The sequence below is a fragment of the Streptomyces sp. NBC_01433 genome, assembly GCF_026340105.1.
Classification (GTDB): domain Bacteria; phylum Actinomycetota; class Actinomycetes; order Streptomycetales; family Streptomycetaceae; genus Streptomyces.
In genome coordinates this window covers 5,765,083-5,779,256 of sequence record NZ_JAPEPM010000001.1, presented here as the reverse complement: position 1 = coordinate 5,779,256, position 14,174 = coordinate 5,765,083, and the positions used below count along the sequence as shown (strand labels likewise).

13 protein-coding genes are annotated in these 14,174 nt (G+C 69.4%); 7 read left to right on the top strand and 6 right to left on the bottom strand.

The window, feature by feature from the left end; translation table 11 throughout:
- Positions 1–32 precede the first annotated feature (32 nt).
- On the bottom strand, positions 33–575 hold the full coding sequence (locus OG413_RS25880) for a Clp protease N-terminal domain-containing protein (RefSeq protein WP_266809177.1): 543 nt from the start codon (positions 573–575) through the stop codon (positions 33–35).
- A gap of 246 nt (positions 576–821) precedes the next feature.
- Here OG413_RS25880 and OG413_RS25875 point away from each other — a divergent pair, with 246 nt between their 5' ends.
- Both OG413_RS25875 and OG413_RS25870 read left to right on the top strand, forming a co-directional pair.
- Positions 822–1,016 carry a hypothetical protein gene (locus OG413_RS25875; protein WP_266809175.1) on the top strand — a complete coding sequence of 65 codons (195 nt, stop codon included), beginning with the start codon at positions 822–824 and terminating at the stop codon, positions 1,014–1,016.
- A 79-nt stretch (positions 1,017–1,095) separates the two neighbouring features.
- Positions 1,096–1,527 carry an SRPBCC family protein gene (locus tag OG413_RS25870; RefSeq protein ID WP_266809173.1) on the top strand — a complete coding sequence of 144 codons (432 nt, stop codon included), beginning with the start codon at positions 1,096–1,098 and terminating at the stop codon, positions 1,525–1,527.
- A gap of 91 nt (positions 1,528–1,618) precedes the next feature.
- Here OG413_RS25870 and OG413_RS25865 read toward each other — a convergent pair whose 3' ends face one another.
- Positions 1,619–2,245 carry a PadR family transcriptional regulator gene (locus OG413_RS25865; protein ID WP_266809172.1) on the bottom strand — a complete coding sequence of 209 codons (627 nt, stop codon included), beginning with the start codon at positions 2,243–2,245 and terminating at the stop codon, positions 1,619–1,621.
- A gap of 566 nt (positions 2,246–2,811) precedes the next feature.
- Between OG413_RS25865 and OG413_RS25860 the strand changes: the two genes are divergently transcribed.
- The 4 genes from OG413_RS25860 (at position 2,812) to OG413_RS25845 (ending at position 7,480) form a co-directional block, all read left to right on the top strand.
- Entirely contained in the window at positions 2,812–3,537 is a 726-nt protein-coding gene (locus tag OG413_RS25860) for a FadR/GntR family transcriptional regulator (RefSeq protein WP_266809170.1), read from the top strand.
- 46 nt (positions 3,538–3,583) lie between these two features.
- Entirely contained in the window at positions 3,584–4,783 is a 1,200-nt protein-coding gene (locus OG413_RS25855; RefSeq protein WP_266809169.1) for an MFS transporter, read from the top strand.
- Positions 4,784–4,818: 35 nt separating this feature from the next.
- Positions 4,819–5,895 carry a hypothetical protein gene (locus tag OG413_RS25850; protein ID WP_266809167.1) on the top strand — a complete coding sequence of 359 codons (1,077 nt, stop codon included), beginning with the start codon at positions 4,819–4,821 and terminating at the stop codon, positions 5,893–5,895.
- A gap of 580 nt (positions 5,896–6,475) precedes the next feature.
- Positions 6,476–7,480, top strand: a complete 1,005-nt coding sequence (locus OG413_RS25845; protein ID WP_266809166.1) for an SDR family NAD(P)-dependent oxidoreductase — start codon at positions 6,476–6,478, stop codon at positions 7,478–7,480.
- Positions 7,481–7,679: 199 nt separating this feature from the next.
- On the opposite strand, the gene OG413_RS25840 is transcribed toward OG413_RS25845, so the two are convergent.
- The 4 genes from OG413_RS25840 to OG413_RS25825 form a co-directional block, all read right to left on the bottom strand.
- Entirely contained in the window at positions 7,680–8,333 is a 654-nt protein-coding gene (locus tag OG413_RS25840) for a response regulator transcription factor (RefSeq protein ID WP_266809164.1), read from the bottom strand.
- Between the two features lie 4 nt (positions 8,334–8,337).
- Positions 8,338–9,831 (bottom strand): histidine kinase, encoded by a 1,494-nt coding sequence (locus OG413_RS25835; RefSeq protein WP_266809162.1) that lies wholly within the window; start codon positions 9,829–9,831, stop codon positions 8,338–8,340.
- Between the two features lie 76 nt (positions 9,832–9,907).
- Positions 9,908–11,161, bottom strand: a complete 1,254-nt coding sequence (locus tag OG413_RS25830; RefSeq protein ID WP_266809161.1) for a Clp protease N-terminal domain-containing protein — start codon at positions 11,159–11,161, stop codon at positions 9,908–9,910.
- A 228-nt stretch (positions 11,162–11,389) separates the two neighbouring features.
- Positions 11,390–12,169: a CPBP family intramembrane glutamic endopeptidase gene (locus OG413_RS25825; RefSeq protein ID WP_266810363.1), complete on the bottom strand. Its 780-nt coding sequence runs from the start codon at positions 12,167–12,169 to the stop codon at positions 11,390–11,392.
- A gap of 186 nt (positions 12,170–12,355) precedes the next feature.
- On the opposite strand from OG413_RS25825, the gene OG413_RS25820 reads away from it, so the two are divergent.
- A complete protein-coding gene (locus OG413_RS25820; RefSeq protein WP_266809159.1) occupies positions 12,356–14,143 on the top strand; it encodes a substrate-binding and VWA domain-containing protein in 1,788 nt (595 codons plus the stop codon).
- Positions 14,144–14,174: the final 31 nt, after the last annotated feature.

Below are 14,174 nucleotides of genomic sequence, written 5' to 3'. Positions count from 1 at the left end.
CATGACAGTTGCGATCAGTACCGTCACCCCTGTCACACCTGTCGAGACGCCTCGGCCGTCGCTTCCGCCGCGCGGGCCGCCAGCCACTCCGCGTCCACGCCCGCCCGTGCCAGTACCTCCACGGCCCGGCACTCCGTGTCGGCCGCCAGCGCGGAAAGCAGATCGAGGCCGCCGGCCCGCGACTCGCCGCGGAGTCCGGCGCGGTGTCCGGCCGCTTCCATCGCGCTCACGGCCGAGGGCGACCAGCCGTCCGCGGCCGCCCCCCGGACCACCGGGACCGCGCCCGAGTCCTCGACCGAGCCCTGCCAGCGGAGCCCGTAACCGATGCTGCGCTGCACGAGGTAGCCGAGCACCCTGGCCAGTTGCGGCCCGCCGTCGAAGGCTTCCCGGACGGCTGGGTCCGATTCGATGAGGGAGTGCAGGAGATGGGCCGTGTCGATCTGGCGGTCACCGTCGCGCAGGGCCCGCCTGCGCGCGCCGGTCACCACCGAGGCCAGCTCCAGGGTGAGTCTGGCGTCGAGGTCAGCGGGGTTCGGTGCGGGCTGTTCAGGTATCCGCGGCGTCCGGTTTTGCACACCTCTTACCCCATCAGTCCCCCGGTGCCGGAACATCCCCGGAGGGGCCCATTTACACATCCCACCCAAGTTGGGCACATCAGATCACCCCCTCATCCTTCTGGATGAGATCTCGCCACCACGCACAACCAAGCCGAAAAGTGGCGCGCGCCGTCTTGCCCCACGCCCCCGGGCAACCGCGAGCCCCGTGGTACACGTCCCTCACGCAACAGCGAACTCACAGCACCCGGAAGGAGCGCGGCGGCGGTGTTCTGGATGGTCGCCCTGCTGGCGCAGGACGGACTGCAGTACGTCTACCGGGTGTACGCACCGGAGGACGCCCTGCCCGCCGACCTCTTCTGGGCGGCGTTCCATTGCCACGACGAGGGTCCGCATCCGCGCGCATCGGACTGGTTCGACTCGGCGGTGATCTGGCGGAACCGGCAGACCCAGCAGATCTGACGGTCCATCAGCATTGCTTGTTCTCGCCGCCGACGCTACGTTCCGCGGCACCGTAACCCGACGAGCAAGGGGTGGTCGCATGGCCGAGGTCAGCGCCGAGGCGCGTATCGAGGCACCCGCCGACAAGGTCTGGGCACAGCTCACGGACTTCACCACGTACGGCGAGTGGAACGCCACCCACACCAGTTTCCCCAAGGGCGGCCCCGCCGTACTGGAACTCGCGGCCACCTACGAGGAGAACATGAAACTCATGGGCTTCCCCGCCGAGGTGACCTGGACGGTCGACGAGCTGGAGACCGGCCGGCTGCTCACCACCCGGGGCAAGGGCCCGATGGGGGTCACCCTGTCCATGCGGTACTCACTGACCCCGGACGGGGACGCCACCACGATGCGTATCGACGGGGAGTTCACCGGGGCCGCGGTCTCCCTGATGGCGGGCAAGCTCAAGGACTCGGCGACGGCGGCGCTGCATGAGTCGCTGCGCAAGCTCGGCGGCCTCGTCGCCGCATAGCCCGCCTTACGCCGACGGGGCTCGGGAAGCACCGAAGGGCCCCGCGGATCGACCGCGGGGCCCTTCGTACCGACTGTGGCGCACCGAACCATCAGTGCTCGTCGGCAAGGATCAGGTAGAGCTTCTTACGGGCGTCGTTGATGACGGTCAGCGCCTTCTCCCGCTGATCGGCCGAGCCGGTCTTCCACACCTGCCCGAACGCCTCCATCAGACCGAAGCCGGCCTGACGGATCTCGTTCACGCTCTCCCAGTCGACACCGCGCCCGGCCTCCTCCCACGGCGCGTCGGGGCCTGATTCGGCCTCACCGCGCCCGGAGTCGGTGAGCGTGAACAGCTTCTTGCCGCCCTCGCTCGCACTGACGATCAGGCCCTCGTCCTCCAGCAGCTGGAGGGTCGGGTAGACGGAGCCGGGACTGGGCCGCCAGGCCCCGCCGCTGCGCTCGCCGATCTCCTGAATCATCTCGTACCCGTGCATCGGCCGGTCCTTCAGCAGGGCCAGGATCGACGCGCGTACGTCACCACGCCGCGCCCTTCCCCGGCCACCACCCCGGCCGCGCCCGCCACCGAAGGGGCCACCGCCGAAGGGACCGCCACCGAACGGCGGCCCGAACTGCCCGAAGGCCGCCCGGCGCCCCTCGAAGTCGCCCCGACCCGGATGACCGGGCCCGGAGTGGCCATGTCCATGTCCGTGCTCATGCTCGTATCCATGTGAACGCATCGCTACGCTCCTTCCATCGTTGATCTGTCGCGATGCGTCAACGATATATCGGAAACTATCGTCTAGCAAACCCCTGCGCCCGCTTGCCCCTGACCTGCGACAGCGAAGATGGGTCGCTTTCCACTGAAGTTGGGCCAACGCCAGTTCGCGACAACGAAGTTGGGCCGGTGGGCGAATCGCCGGGCGGGGGACGTGACGAGGCACCCGACCAGGCGATCAGCCATGCGGAACCCATGGCCTTCGAGCGGGACTTTTCCGTCTACGGGGCGCGTCGGCGTCGGATGCCGCGCACGAGCCGGGATGTCCGGTTCGAGGCTGTGGACCCGGTCCGCGAGTTCACCTGGCACAAGTACGGCCGGGGCTTCGCGGGCCGGTATCGCTCGGCGACCGCCCCTGCGAGGGGCCGGCGATGCCGCCGCCCCGGCCGCGCGGGCACGCTCCCGTGCACCTGACTGGGCACCGAGGGGTGCACGTCGACCACACATCGCGCGATGTGACATAGATCACCATGCCACATTGGGGGCGTCACGTGTTTACCTACAGCTGTCCAACAATTGGAGGTTTGTATGGAGGGGTTGAGTGAGCCTCGCCGTGGCGCGACCCTGTCCGCCCAGGCCGCTGATCAACTACGGGAGCAGATCGCCTCCGGCCGCTGGCCGGTCGGTAGTCGCATTCCTCCCGAACACGAGTTGGTCGCGATTCTCGGAATCAGTCGCAACACCGTGCGAGAGGCTTTGCGCGCTTTGGTGCATCTGGGCCTGCTGGAAGCCCGTGCCGGAGACGGCACCTACGTCCGGGTCGCCAGCGAGTTGGAGGCAGTGCTGGTGCGCAGGGCGGCAACGGCACACCTGTCCGATGTCTTCGAGCTGCGCGCGGTACTGGAGGAGCATGCTGCGGGGCTGGCCGCGCAGCGTCGGACGAGCGCGGACGTGAAGCGATTGCGGGAGCTGCTGCACAAGGCGCAGGAGACCAACTGTGCCGGTGAGATGACCGCGTTGGCTGACGCCGATGGCTCATTCCACCTGGCGGTGGTGGAAGCCGGCGGGAACAGGTTGCTTGCCGAGGTCTACAAGCACTTGGGGAGCGCGCTGGCCGCAGCGGTCGCCGGGCTGACCTGGGGCAGTGATATCGCCGCCGAACACGACCACTGGCACACCACCCTCGTAGAGGCCATTGCGGCGGGAGATGCGGCGGCTGCCCGCTCCGCCGCCTCCACGCTCGTGCGGATCAGCCGTCGAGCCGCGCCGGGGCAAGAGGGGGTGCATGAGCGTGACTGTGCCGAAGGGCGCTGACGCTCCCGGGGCCGAATCCGACGGTCACCGGGGCGGAGCGCCTCGCGTGGGGTTGCTCCTGGTGGGGATCTTGCTTGTTGCGGCGAATCTGCGGGCGCCGCTGACAGGTGTCGGCTCGGTGCTGCCGATGATCGAACACGACACCGGCTTGTCCAGCACCGCGGCAGGACTGCTCAACGCCCTGCCACTACTGGCTTTCGCGGCCACGTCGCCGCTGGTGGGCAGGAGTGCGCAGCGCCACGGATCCGAGCGTGTCCTGTGGGTCGCTTTGCTGGTGCTGACGGTCGGCATCGTGCTGCGCTCGCTGCCGGGCGTGGTGACCTTGTTCGTCGGCACCGTGATCATGGCAGCAGCGATCGCCTACGGCAACGTGCTGCTGCCCGCGCTGGTCAAGAGCACCGTTCCCGAACGGCGGATCGCCACGGTCACCGGGCTCTACGTCACTGTCATGGGGTTGATAGCCGCGGTCTCCTCCGGGGTGTCCGTGCCCCTGGCCGACCATCTTCCCGGCGGATGGCATACCGCGTTGGGCTGCTGGGCGGTGCTGGCGCTACTCGGGGTCCTGGCCTGGACACCGCAACTGGCCCGCCGCCGGCCCGTGACTCCCACCGCCCCCGGAGCGAGGCAGGCGCATGCTCTGTGGCGTTACCCACTGGCCTGGCAGGTCAGTGCGTTCATGGGACTGCAGTCCCTCGGTTTTTACACCACGATCGCGTGGTTGCCCAGCATCGTGCACGACCACGGCGCCTCCGAAGGCGCCGCCGGCTGGCAGCTGTTCCTGCTCCAGGTGACCGGTCTGGTCTCCAGCAGTACTGTGCCGATCCTCGCCCGACAGCTCACTGACCAACGGCTGCTGGCCGTCAGCGGTTCATTGATGTGCGCCGCCGGATACCTGGGGCTGCTCATGGCCCCCGAGATGGCGATCGTCTGGAGTGCGCTGATCGGCCTCGGCGGCGGTGCCTGCCTGGTGTTGGCGCTGACGTTCCAAGGCCAGCGTGCGGCCGACGCGTCCCAGGCCGCCGCACTGTCCGGCATGGCCCAGAGCGTCGGCTACCTCCTGGCCGCCGTCGGGCCCCTGCTGTTCGGCTCAGCCCACGACCTCACCGGTGGGTGGACTGTTCCGCTCGGCCTTCTTGTCGCGCTGACCCTCGTTCAGGGCCTCTTCGGCCTTGGCGCCGGTCGCGCCGTCCGCCTCCCGCTATCAACGACCGCCCAACTGGAACCGAAAGGGATTCGATCCGCATGAACGGAACGACCTGCTTCAGTTACTTGGACACTCCCATGGCAGCACCGCTGTCCATCACCGAACTCATGCCCGGCGCCTATAACGTCATGGAGTACACCGCCGTTGCCGCCGGCGAACAGGTGCTGATCCTGACCGAGAACTCGGTGGACCCGGTGGTGGTGCAGGCGCTGGCGGCAGCAGCCGCCTATCGCAACGCCGAGGTGCACGTTCTGACCGTTCCCCCGTTCAGCGCGGGTGGCTGGGACTCCGAGCGGCCATCACCAATGCTGTCGGCCATCCACGCCGAGGCCGATGTGGTGCTCTCCTGCACATGGTGGGGTGAGGTGCACAGCGACCGCTTGTTCTTCGACGAGGTCGCCAAGCGCAAGGCCCGGTTCCTCTCACTGCACCAGACCGCGACCGCATCGGCTCTGGCCACCGGTGCCCGCTTCCCGCTGGAGCTGTATTTCGCCTTGGAAGCCAAGGCGACCGCACAACTCGCCGCAGCCGACGAGATCCGGGTAACCACCGCCGCAGGCACCGATGTGACCTTCCGTGACTTCGCCACCAGTGGCCATCACGCTCCTCTCATCGCTGGAATGTGGCGGCCCTTCCCTTACGGTGGCGTCAACTTCTACCCCAACCGCACCGACGGGCTGCTGGTCATCGAGGAGTCCACGGTCACCGGCACACCGGCCGAGCCCACCACGATCGAACTCACCGACAACGTGGTAACAGCGATCGAGGGCGCGACTGCCGCCACCGAGCTACGTCACTATTCACCAAGGGGCTACTACCTGCGGCACGCCCTGATCGGACTCAACCCGAAAGTGCGCTCAAGCGGTGGCACCCAGTTCGAACGGGAGAAGCACGCCGGTGCGTTCTACCTTGGCCTGGACGCCCTGACCGAGGAGGGGGAGCCTGACCGCAGCGGGCCAGGGCACGCCCACTGCGACTGCCAGTTCGACAGGCCGACCATCACCATTGACGGCACACCCTTTATTGAAGACGGCCGCCTCCGCCTTCTCGAAGATCCCGAGATCCGCGAACTGGCCGCACGGTTCGGTCCCGCCGATGTGCTCCTCGATCCCAATCCCCGAATGGTGCTACCTGTCAGATACATACGGCACTGACCAACCCCTTCGGTAGCCCCAAGACATTGTGTATGGCCACCGAGGCTGAACTCTTGTCCGCATCGACGCCCAAGGAAACCCAACTCGCCCTGGACACAATGGATATGGGCCTTGGGGAACGCGACCGCGAGGGCCACCCCTCGCGGTCGCGCTGCTGACCGGCCTGACGCCCTTTCAACCGAACAGCAAGAACATGCAGCTCGGGTCACCACTGCCCGGCACGAAACCCACACCGCCTGATATCGATGTCCAGGTCGCCCAGCGCGAGCCCGGCACACGAGGGTTCACGCCCGAGCCGAAGCGGTGGGTGGTCGATCAGACGCGACAAGTGATCTCGGCCGTTTGCCAAATGATCTTGATGGCCGACGGGTTTCTGTCACTTGTTCTTGTTCGGTGAGGGAAGCTACGGCTGTTGCCGCGCATGGGCTGGGCCCGTGCGGTGTCGGTCGGCTGTCGGTGGGGACAGCGACCTGTCGGCGGAATGTAGGTGGCGCCCGGGACCGTGGGAACTGGGCGTGGCCGACTGCGAATGTGCGGTCCCGCCCGCCTCCAGACCATGCCAAGCTTCCGGGAGCCCGCCATGCCCTCCGTACCCCAGTTCCCGCAGTGGGACGTCCACCGGCTGCCTCACGCCGAGGGAAAGACATTCCTGGTCACCGGCGGCAACGCGGGCATCGGGTATTTCGTCGCCGAGCAACTCGCCGGCACCGGGGCCATGGTCGTTCTCGGCAGCCGCGACCGGGCGAAGGCCGAAGACGCGATCGCTTCCATCAGCTCGCGCGTCCCCGGCGCCAAGGTGAAGCACCTGCCCCTGGACCTGGCCGATCTCCCGTCGCTCAAGGCATCCGTGGACGCGCTCGGTCTGGATCGCCTCGACGCCGTCATCCACAACGCCGGAGTGGCGCTCGACCATCCACCGCGCCGCGAAACCACGGCCGGCCACGAGCTGATGCTCGCGACCAACCACCTGGGGCACTTCGCGCTGACCCACCATCTGGCCCCCCTGCTCACGGCAACCCCGGGGAGCCGGATCGTCACCACCGGCAGCTTCGCCGCCAAGTCCGAACACCTGGACCTCGACGATCTCCAGAGCACGCACGACTACCAGCCCAAGCGCGCCTACGCGCGGTCGAAGCTGGCCCAGATGCTCTTCGCTGTCGAACTCGACCGTCGCCTGCGTGCCGCCGGCGGCACGACGCTGAGCGTGATCGTTCATCCCGGCGGCGCGCTCGACTCCCTCACGCCTTCGCGCCCGCCATTCCATGTCCGGACCACCGGCGAGCGGCTGCGCCATCTGCCGCTCGGCCTTCTCGTCCAGGGCAAGGACGCTGCCGCATGGCCCGCTGTTCGGGCCGTGCTCGACCCAGGTGTCCGCGGCGGCCAGATGTGGAGCCCCCGACTGTTCGGGCTGCGCGGTACGCCCAGGGTCGAACCCCTCTGGAACCACCTCGCCGACACCACGACCGCGGCACGTCTCTGGGCGGCCAGCTGCGACCTGACCGGCAACGATCTGACGTTCACCGCACCGACAAGGTTCGGTGGGACTGAGGACCCAGCGACTGAGCACGGCGAAGTAGACGCCTGACCGGATGAGACCTGACCGGATGAGATCGGACAAGCGGTCAAGATCGTATGGCAAACGGTCAAGATCTCGTGACACAGCACAGTCGCTTCGGGACCGGCGGAACGCCGGGCCACCGCTTCGGCGAAGGTTCACGCGGCGAGCCGCCTGCGGCGGTCCATTGCCGCTCGCGTCCGCCGGTGCGGGGCCGCGGAGAACCAGCTCAACGACCGGCGAGCAGCCCAGCGTCGTGGGCGAGGACGGCGGCCTGTACGCGGTTGGCGCAGCCGGTGCGGGTGAGGATCCGGCTGATGTGCGCCTTGACCGTGCCGGCGCTCAGATACAGCTGATCGGCGATCTCCGCGTTGGACAGGCCCGTGCCCAGCAGCCGTAGGACGTCCCGTTCGGCCGGGGTCAGTTCTTCGGTCCGGCGTAGCGCGGCCTCGGTGTCCCGGCCGGACTTCACATGCTGTTCCAGCAGCCGCCGGGTGATCCGGGGTGCCAGTACCGGTTCGCCTCCGGCGGCGAGTTGCACGGCGCGGATCAGTTCGGCGGGACCGGTGTCCTTGAGGAGGAATCCGCTCGCACCGGCCCGCAGGGCGCGCGTCACGCTCGCCTCCTCACTGAACGCCGTCAGCATCACGACACAGGTGCGGGGCGAGAGGCGGGTGATGTCCTCGGCAGCGGTGATTCCGTCCCCGACCGGCATGTTGATGTCGAGGAGGGCGACATCGATGTCCTGGGCGCGGCATGCCGCGGCGGCCTCACGACCGTCGCCCGCCTCGGCGACCACCTCGATGTCCTCGGCGTTCTCCAGAATCATCCGGATTCCCGCGCGCATCAGCGCCTCGTCGTCGGCGATCAGGACTCGGATCATCAGGTCATCTTAGGGCCGCGTGGACCAGCAGGACGACGAGGAAGACGGCCGTGGGCAGGGTCACGAGCAGCGCCACACAGCCCGATCCCAGGACTCGCGGCCAGGTCAGGATCTCGTCCCGCAGCGGGGCTCGTGCCCCTCTTTGTTCGATGCCGTCGGATCGAAGGCGGGCCGGGTCCGGAGCGGGTTCGGCGGAGGCCCCCGGTAGCGCGGCGAATCCCAGGGGCTCGCTCCCGTGCGTGGGCAGCCAAGCCGCCACGCGGAATCCACCGTTCGTCAAGGTGCCTGCCCGGAACGTGCCGCCGAGCAACGAGATCCGCTCCTGGCAGCCGGCCAGCCCGCTGTGACTCCCCCCGGGGGAGTGGCCGGACGCGCGGGGCGCCTCGTTGGTGACGGACACTTCGACGCCTCTGTCCGTGCTTCCCACCACCACCCTGGTGGGCGCGCCGGACGCGTGTTTCAGCACGTTCGTCAGCCCTTCGCGGACCACCCGGTGGATCGCCTGACGCGTACGCGGACCCACCTCGGACGTGTCGGGAACGGACCAGTCCAACTCGACAGTGCTGCCTGTCTGCCGGGATTCCCTCACGAGAGCGGTGATGTCCTCACGCGTTCCCCTCGCTTCGCCGGTCCCGTTCGTCGGGTCGGTCATGTCCTCGCGCCGCAGGACACCGAGGATCTCGCGTAGTTCCTCCATGGCCGAACCGGCTGTCGTGCGGAGCAACTCGGCCTGTCCGACGAGGGCAGGGGCCTGACGCGCGGCACCGAGTTCGAGCGCCCCGGCGTGCACCGAGATCAGGCTCAGCCGGTGTCCCAGGAGATCGTGCATCTCTCCCGCGATCCGGGTCCGTTCCTCCAGCCGGGCCGCCGCGGCGGTCAGCGCACGGGCCTGCTCCAGATAGGCGTTGCGTTCCCGCAGCAGGCTGACCAGGGGCCGCCGTCGCCCCAGCAGGGTGCCGGCCAGAGCGGGAAGCAGGAGAAGCAGCACGGCCGAGACCGCGTTCTCGGCCAGTTCCGGCAGCGGGGACTCGGGCCGGACCAGGGCACGAGCGAGGGTCAGGACACCGACAGCGGCGCAGGCCACCCCCACGAACTGCCACACACGTCGCGGCGGTGCGATACGACGGGTGGCGGACAGCACGATCAGTGGCGCCACCGCCAGGGTCCACACGTTGTCGCCCACGACCAGCACAGAGGAACCCAGGACCGCGGCGACCGGCCGGCCGCGCCGAGCAGGAACGAGCGTCACCGCCCACAAGGCCTCCAGAACGGCCGCCGCCGGCCGATGCGGGGGCGCCAGCAGCAGCGGCATCAGGCCGACGGCTGCCACCAGGGCACACAGGAGCGTCTCGCTCACGACCGTACGGCGCTCAGCGGCCCGCACCGCGGACCAGCTCTCCACCGCCTCACGGCGCAGCCACCGCGGCACACCGGCCAGCGTGTGCCGCAGCCGTACGGACGGGCGCGACAGCTGCCTGTATTCGGGCGCCTGACTCATGATCTCCCTTGCCCCGTCTCTGGGTCTCCGGGGAGAGACGGTAGCCGCGGCGGTCGCGTCCCGGCGGGCCCGGGTGTCATGCGCCCAGCCGGGAGCTCAGCTCCGCCCGCAACGCGGCCACGTCCACCTGGTCGGCGGCCAGCAGCGCGACGACCACGCCACCGGCCCCGGCGTCCGCATCCGTCGCCGACTCGTCGAGCAGCGCGGACAGCAGGTGGACCGTACCGACCGTGGGCGACCCGTGCTCGGCGGCGGACAGCCGCGCCATCGCCATGGCCCGCTCGGCGGCGGCGGACCGCGGCACACCGTCCCCGTCGGGGTCACCGGCCGCCAAGCTCGCCGAGGCCAGCGAGGCCGACGAGGCCAGGGAGAACTGCCGTACGCCGTGTCGGCGCATCAGGGCAGCAGCGGAGTTGGCTTCCTCCAGGCTCCCGGGAAGCGAGCGCCCGGCGACGGACAGTGCCCGGTCCAGCGCCAGCGTCCCCAGCAGAAGATCCACCGGCTCCACCTCGGCGTGTCCGCACCGGACCGCTTGCCGCATGGCCTCGACGGACACCGCGAACAGAACCGGTGAGCCGTTCACGGTGCTCCCGGAGGTCCATGAAGTCAGCGCGCGGGTCAAACGGTTACCGCTCCTGCCCAGCGTTCCGGCCCGGCGAAGAAGGGTGACGCCGCGGGACTCCGGTCGCTCGGTCTCCGCCGGAGCGCTCGCGTCCAGTCGATCGAGGGCGCTCGACGCGTCAGCCACGTCCAGCCGCTGCAGCAGCAGGGCTTCCCGCGCCCGGGTGTCCGGCAGGTCCAGCAGGGCACGGGCCACATGCCTGCAGCGCACCGAGATCGACCCCTCGGCGCGGGCCGACCCGAGCGCGAGCAACAGGCACGCGCGCATCGCCCCGCTCATCCCGGGCAGCGCCGAGCCGCTGTCCACGGCCGATCCGCGCGAACCGAGGCCGACGCGCCACTGTGCCTCACGCCAGGCGGCGTCCACCTCTTTCCCGTCGGCATCCTGATCAGCTGCCTCACCGGCGCCGGCCCCGACCCGCGCACCGGGTCCCCCGTCGTCGCTCACCCAACCGCGGCCCGCCCTGCCGCTGATCGACCCGCTGAGCGAACCGGCCTTCCGCATGCCCGGGGCAATCGCCGCACCGGCGTCCGTGTCCCCCATCACGAGCTCCCCCAGCAGTGTGTCCGTCCCCACGGCAGACAGCTCACGCCTGACCGCACGGCGCAGAGTCTCCACGAACAGGTCCACGACGTCCGGCTCGAACTCCGTGGTCGCCCCGGTCACGGCCATGCCGTCGGCTGCTCCGGTCGTCCCTCGCTGGCTCATCAACGTTCCCCTCAAAGCGTGCTGGTCCGGTCCGTACGACGCTAGGCGCACCCACCGCGCCATCGCGTCGGCCGATCGGCCACACTCCCCGTCCGATCGGCACACCGGCCGCGGAAGGAGCTAAGTCGCTGCTGAGGCTCCCCAGGAGGAAGGGCCCAAGAAGGCAGGGGCCCAAAGGAAGAAGGGGCGCAGGGAGAAATCCCGTACGCCCCCTCGGCCACCGTCCGCTCACGGCGTGGGCAGCCAGTCCACCTTTCCGGCGAGCAGCGCGTAACCCACGAACGCCCCGATGTCGAGCAGCGCGTGCGCGACGACCAGCGGTCCGACCCGCCCCCAGCGCCGGTACAGCAGCACGAACACGACGCCCATCACCATGTTGCCGATGAAGCCGCCGATGCCCTGATACAGGTGGTAGGAACCGCGCAGCACCGAGCTCGCCACCAGCGCGGCCATCGGCGTCCAGCCCAGTTGCCCCAGTCTGCGCAGCAGGTACCCGACGACGATCACTTCCTCCAGTACGGAGTTCTGCACCGCGGAAAGGATCAGTACGGGGAACTTCCACCACACGTCGGGCAGCGACTCCGGAACCACGGTGAGATTGAAGCCGGTCGCCCGCGCCACCAGGTAGAAGGCGAGCCCGGCGCTGCCGATGCCCGCGGCGACGAGGGTGCCGCGGCCGAGGTCGGGCCCAGGCCTGGTCCGGTCGAATCCGATGGCCCGCAGGCCCGCTCCTTCCCTGATCAACAGATGCGCGACCAGGGCGACCGGCACCAGAGCCGTTGCGATTCCGAACATTTGCCATGCCAGATCCAGCCACGGCCGCCCCGGAGCGTACGAACCGTTGAGCGTGGCCGCCTGGTCCTTCAAACCCCCTGGTTTGGTCAGCGATCCGATAAAACTGATCAGGGCAGACACCCCGCTCGCACCCAGCGAGAGAGCCAGCACCAACACCGTTTCGGACCGCAGGATCCGCTGTGACACGGCCTCTTGGGGAAAAGAATCAGCCACGCGCCCCGTCTCCACCTGTCCACCCGCCTTTAGTTGTGCAATCGCGTCTCATCCCGCCCGCCGTCCCACTAGGGTCTCGAATGCAGGTACGAAGATCATGCGCGACAGGCCGGGGGACGACCGCCATCGCCGATGGTGCGGTCCCCTTTTTTTCCTTGTTCATCCTCAAGGAGGGGCACCACCGACATGGGACGTCATAGCTTGCCTGACGACTACGAGGCGGAGGGACACCGGGACGGTCCTCCCCCGCGTCGCCGCCGAACCGTTGCCATCGCCACCATTCTGGTACTCGCCGTGGCGGCGGGAACGGCAGTCGCGGCCCAGGGCGGCCTGTTGTCGTTCTCCGAGTCCTGCGAGGGCTCCACCGTGCGTCTGTCGATGGCGACCTCCCCCGACATCGCCCCCGCCATGCGGGCCATCGCGGACAAGGCCCGCGCGGACGAGGTGAGATCCGACGGCCGCTGCCTGGACGTCGATGTGGTGGCCCGCGACTCCTACAAGGTCGCCGACGCACTCGCCACCGGCGGCAAGCCCGTCGACTACCAGGTCTGGCTGCCCGACTCCGACCTCTGGCTGGACCGGGCCAAGGGCGTCGGCGACGGCCTCCCGATCACCCCGTCCGACTCCGTGGCCTCCTCACCGGTGGCCCTGGGCATGGTGCCGTCCGCGTCCGAGCAACTGGGCTGGCCCGAGAAGACCTACTCCTGGGCCGAGTTGGTCGCCTCGGCCATGCGGTCGGACGAGGTGCGCCTCGGCGCCGCCGACCCGGTACGCAGTGCCACCGGGCTGCTCGCGACGGCCGGCATCGGGGCCTCGTCCGACAAGCAGGGCGGGGACAGCGACACCAGGGTCGCCGAGACGGCGAAGGTACTGGCACAGCGGATGTCCGACAGCGACGCCCAGGTACTGGAGACGCTGGCCCACGACAGCCCGGGCGCCGCGGACGGCAACCCGAAGCGCAACCAGGCGGTGCTCGTCTCCGAGCAGGCGGCTTTCACCCACAACGCGGAGGCGACCGGAGGGGGCAAGCTCGACCTCTTCTACCCGAAGGACGGCACCCCGCTCCTCAACTACCCGTACACCCTGGTCAACGAGCCGAAACTGAGCACCCACGAGGCGCGGGCGGCCCTGCGCTTCATGCCCCTGCTGAACGACCCGGGCTCGCGGGCCATCCTCACCCGGCACGGCTTCCGGCCCGTGGACGGGACCGCCGAGGACACGGTCGTCGCGTCGGCCGGCGGCAGAGCTCCCCAGCCGTACGCCACCTCGGCGGCCGAGGCCCCGTCCGCGCGGGCTCTCCAGGAGACGCTCGGCATGTGGACGATCACCGTGCAGAGCGCGCGGCTGACCACGGTTGTCGATGCCTCCGGTTCCATGGCCACCCTGGTGCCGGGCCGCAGCCAGTCCCGGATAAACGTCACGAAGGCGTCCCTGATCCAGGCTCTCGGCCAGTTCACCGCGAACGACGAGATCGGGCTGTGGGAGTTCGCGACGACGCTGGACGGCGAGAAGGACTACCGCGAGCTGATGCCGGCCAGACGGCTCGGCGACCCGGCGAAGGGCGGCGGCACCCACCGGGAGAAGCTCTCGGCGGCGTTCGCGGGGCTCCAGCCCGTACCGGGCGGGGCGACCGGTCTGTACGACACCACCCTGGCCTCGTACACGGCGGCCCAGTCCTTGTATGTGAAGGGCAAGTTCAACGCCCTGGTGATCCTCACCGACGGCTCCAACCAGGACTCCCACGGCATCTCCCGCAGCGCGCTGATCGACCGGCTGAAGCAGCTCGCCGACCCGCAGCGGCCGGTGCCGATCATCGCCATCGCGGTGGGCCCGGACGCCGACCGCGACGAGGTGTCGGCGATCGCGAAGGTGACCGGCGGCGGGTACGAGGTGAGCGACCCGGCGGAGATCCAGGCGGTGATCCTGCAGGCCATCATGACCGCCGGACAGAACGGGCGCGCCTCACAGGAGTAGCCCGCGGGCCCGAGCGAAATCACGCGGCCGC

Coding starts and splice junctions, on each gene's coding strand:
- OG413_RS25870 (WP_266809173.1), top strand. CDS start 1,096: ATGGCCGAGGTCAGCGCCGAGGCGCGTATCGAGGCACCCGCCGACAAG.
- OG413_RS25865 (WP_266809172.1), bottom strand. CDS start 2,245: ATGCGTTCACATGGATACGAGCATGAGCACGGACATGGACATGGCCAC.
- OG413_RS25860 (WP_266809170.1), top strand. CDS start 2,812: ATGGAGGGGTTGAGTGAGCCTCGCCGTGGCGCGACCCTGTCCGCCCAG.
- OG413_RS25850 (WP_266809167.1), top strand. CDS start 4,819: ATGGCAGCACCGCTGTCCATCACCGAACTCATGCCCGGCGCCTATAAC.
- OG413_RS25845 (WP_266809166.1), top strand. CDS start 6,476: ATGCCCTCCGTACCCCAGTTCCCGCAGTGGGACGTCCACCGGCTGCCT.
- OG413_RS25840 (WP_266809164.1), bottom strand. CDS start 8,333: ATGATCCGAGTCCTGATCGCCGACGACGAGGCGCTGATGCGCGCGGGA.
- OG413_RS25835 (WP_266809162.1), bottom strand. CDS start 9,831: ATGAGTCAGGCGCCCGAATACAGGCAGCTGTCGCGCCCGTCCGTACGG.
- OG413_RS25830 (WP_266809161.1), bottom strand. CDS start 11,161: ATGAGCCAGCGAGGGACGACCGGAGCAGCCGACGGCATGGCCGTGACC.
- OG413_RS25820 (WP_266809159.1), top strand. CDS start 12,356: ATGGGACGTCATAGCTTGCCTGACGACTACGAGGCGGAGGGACACCGG.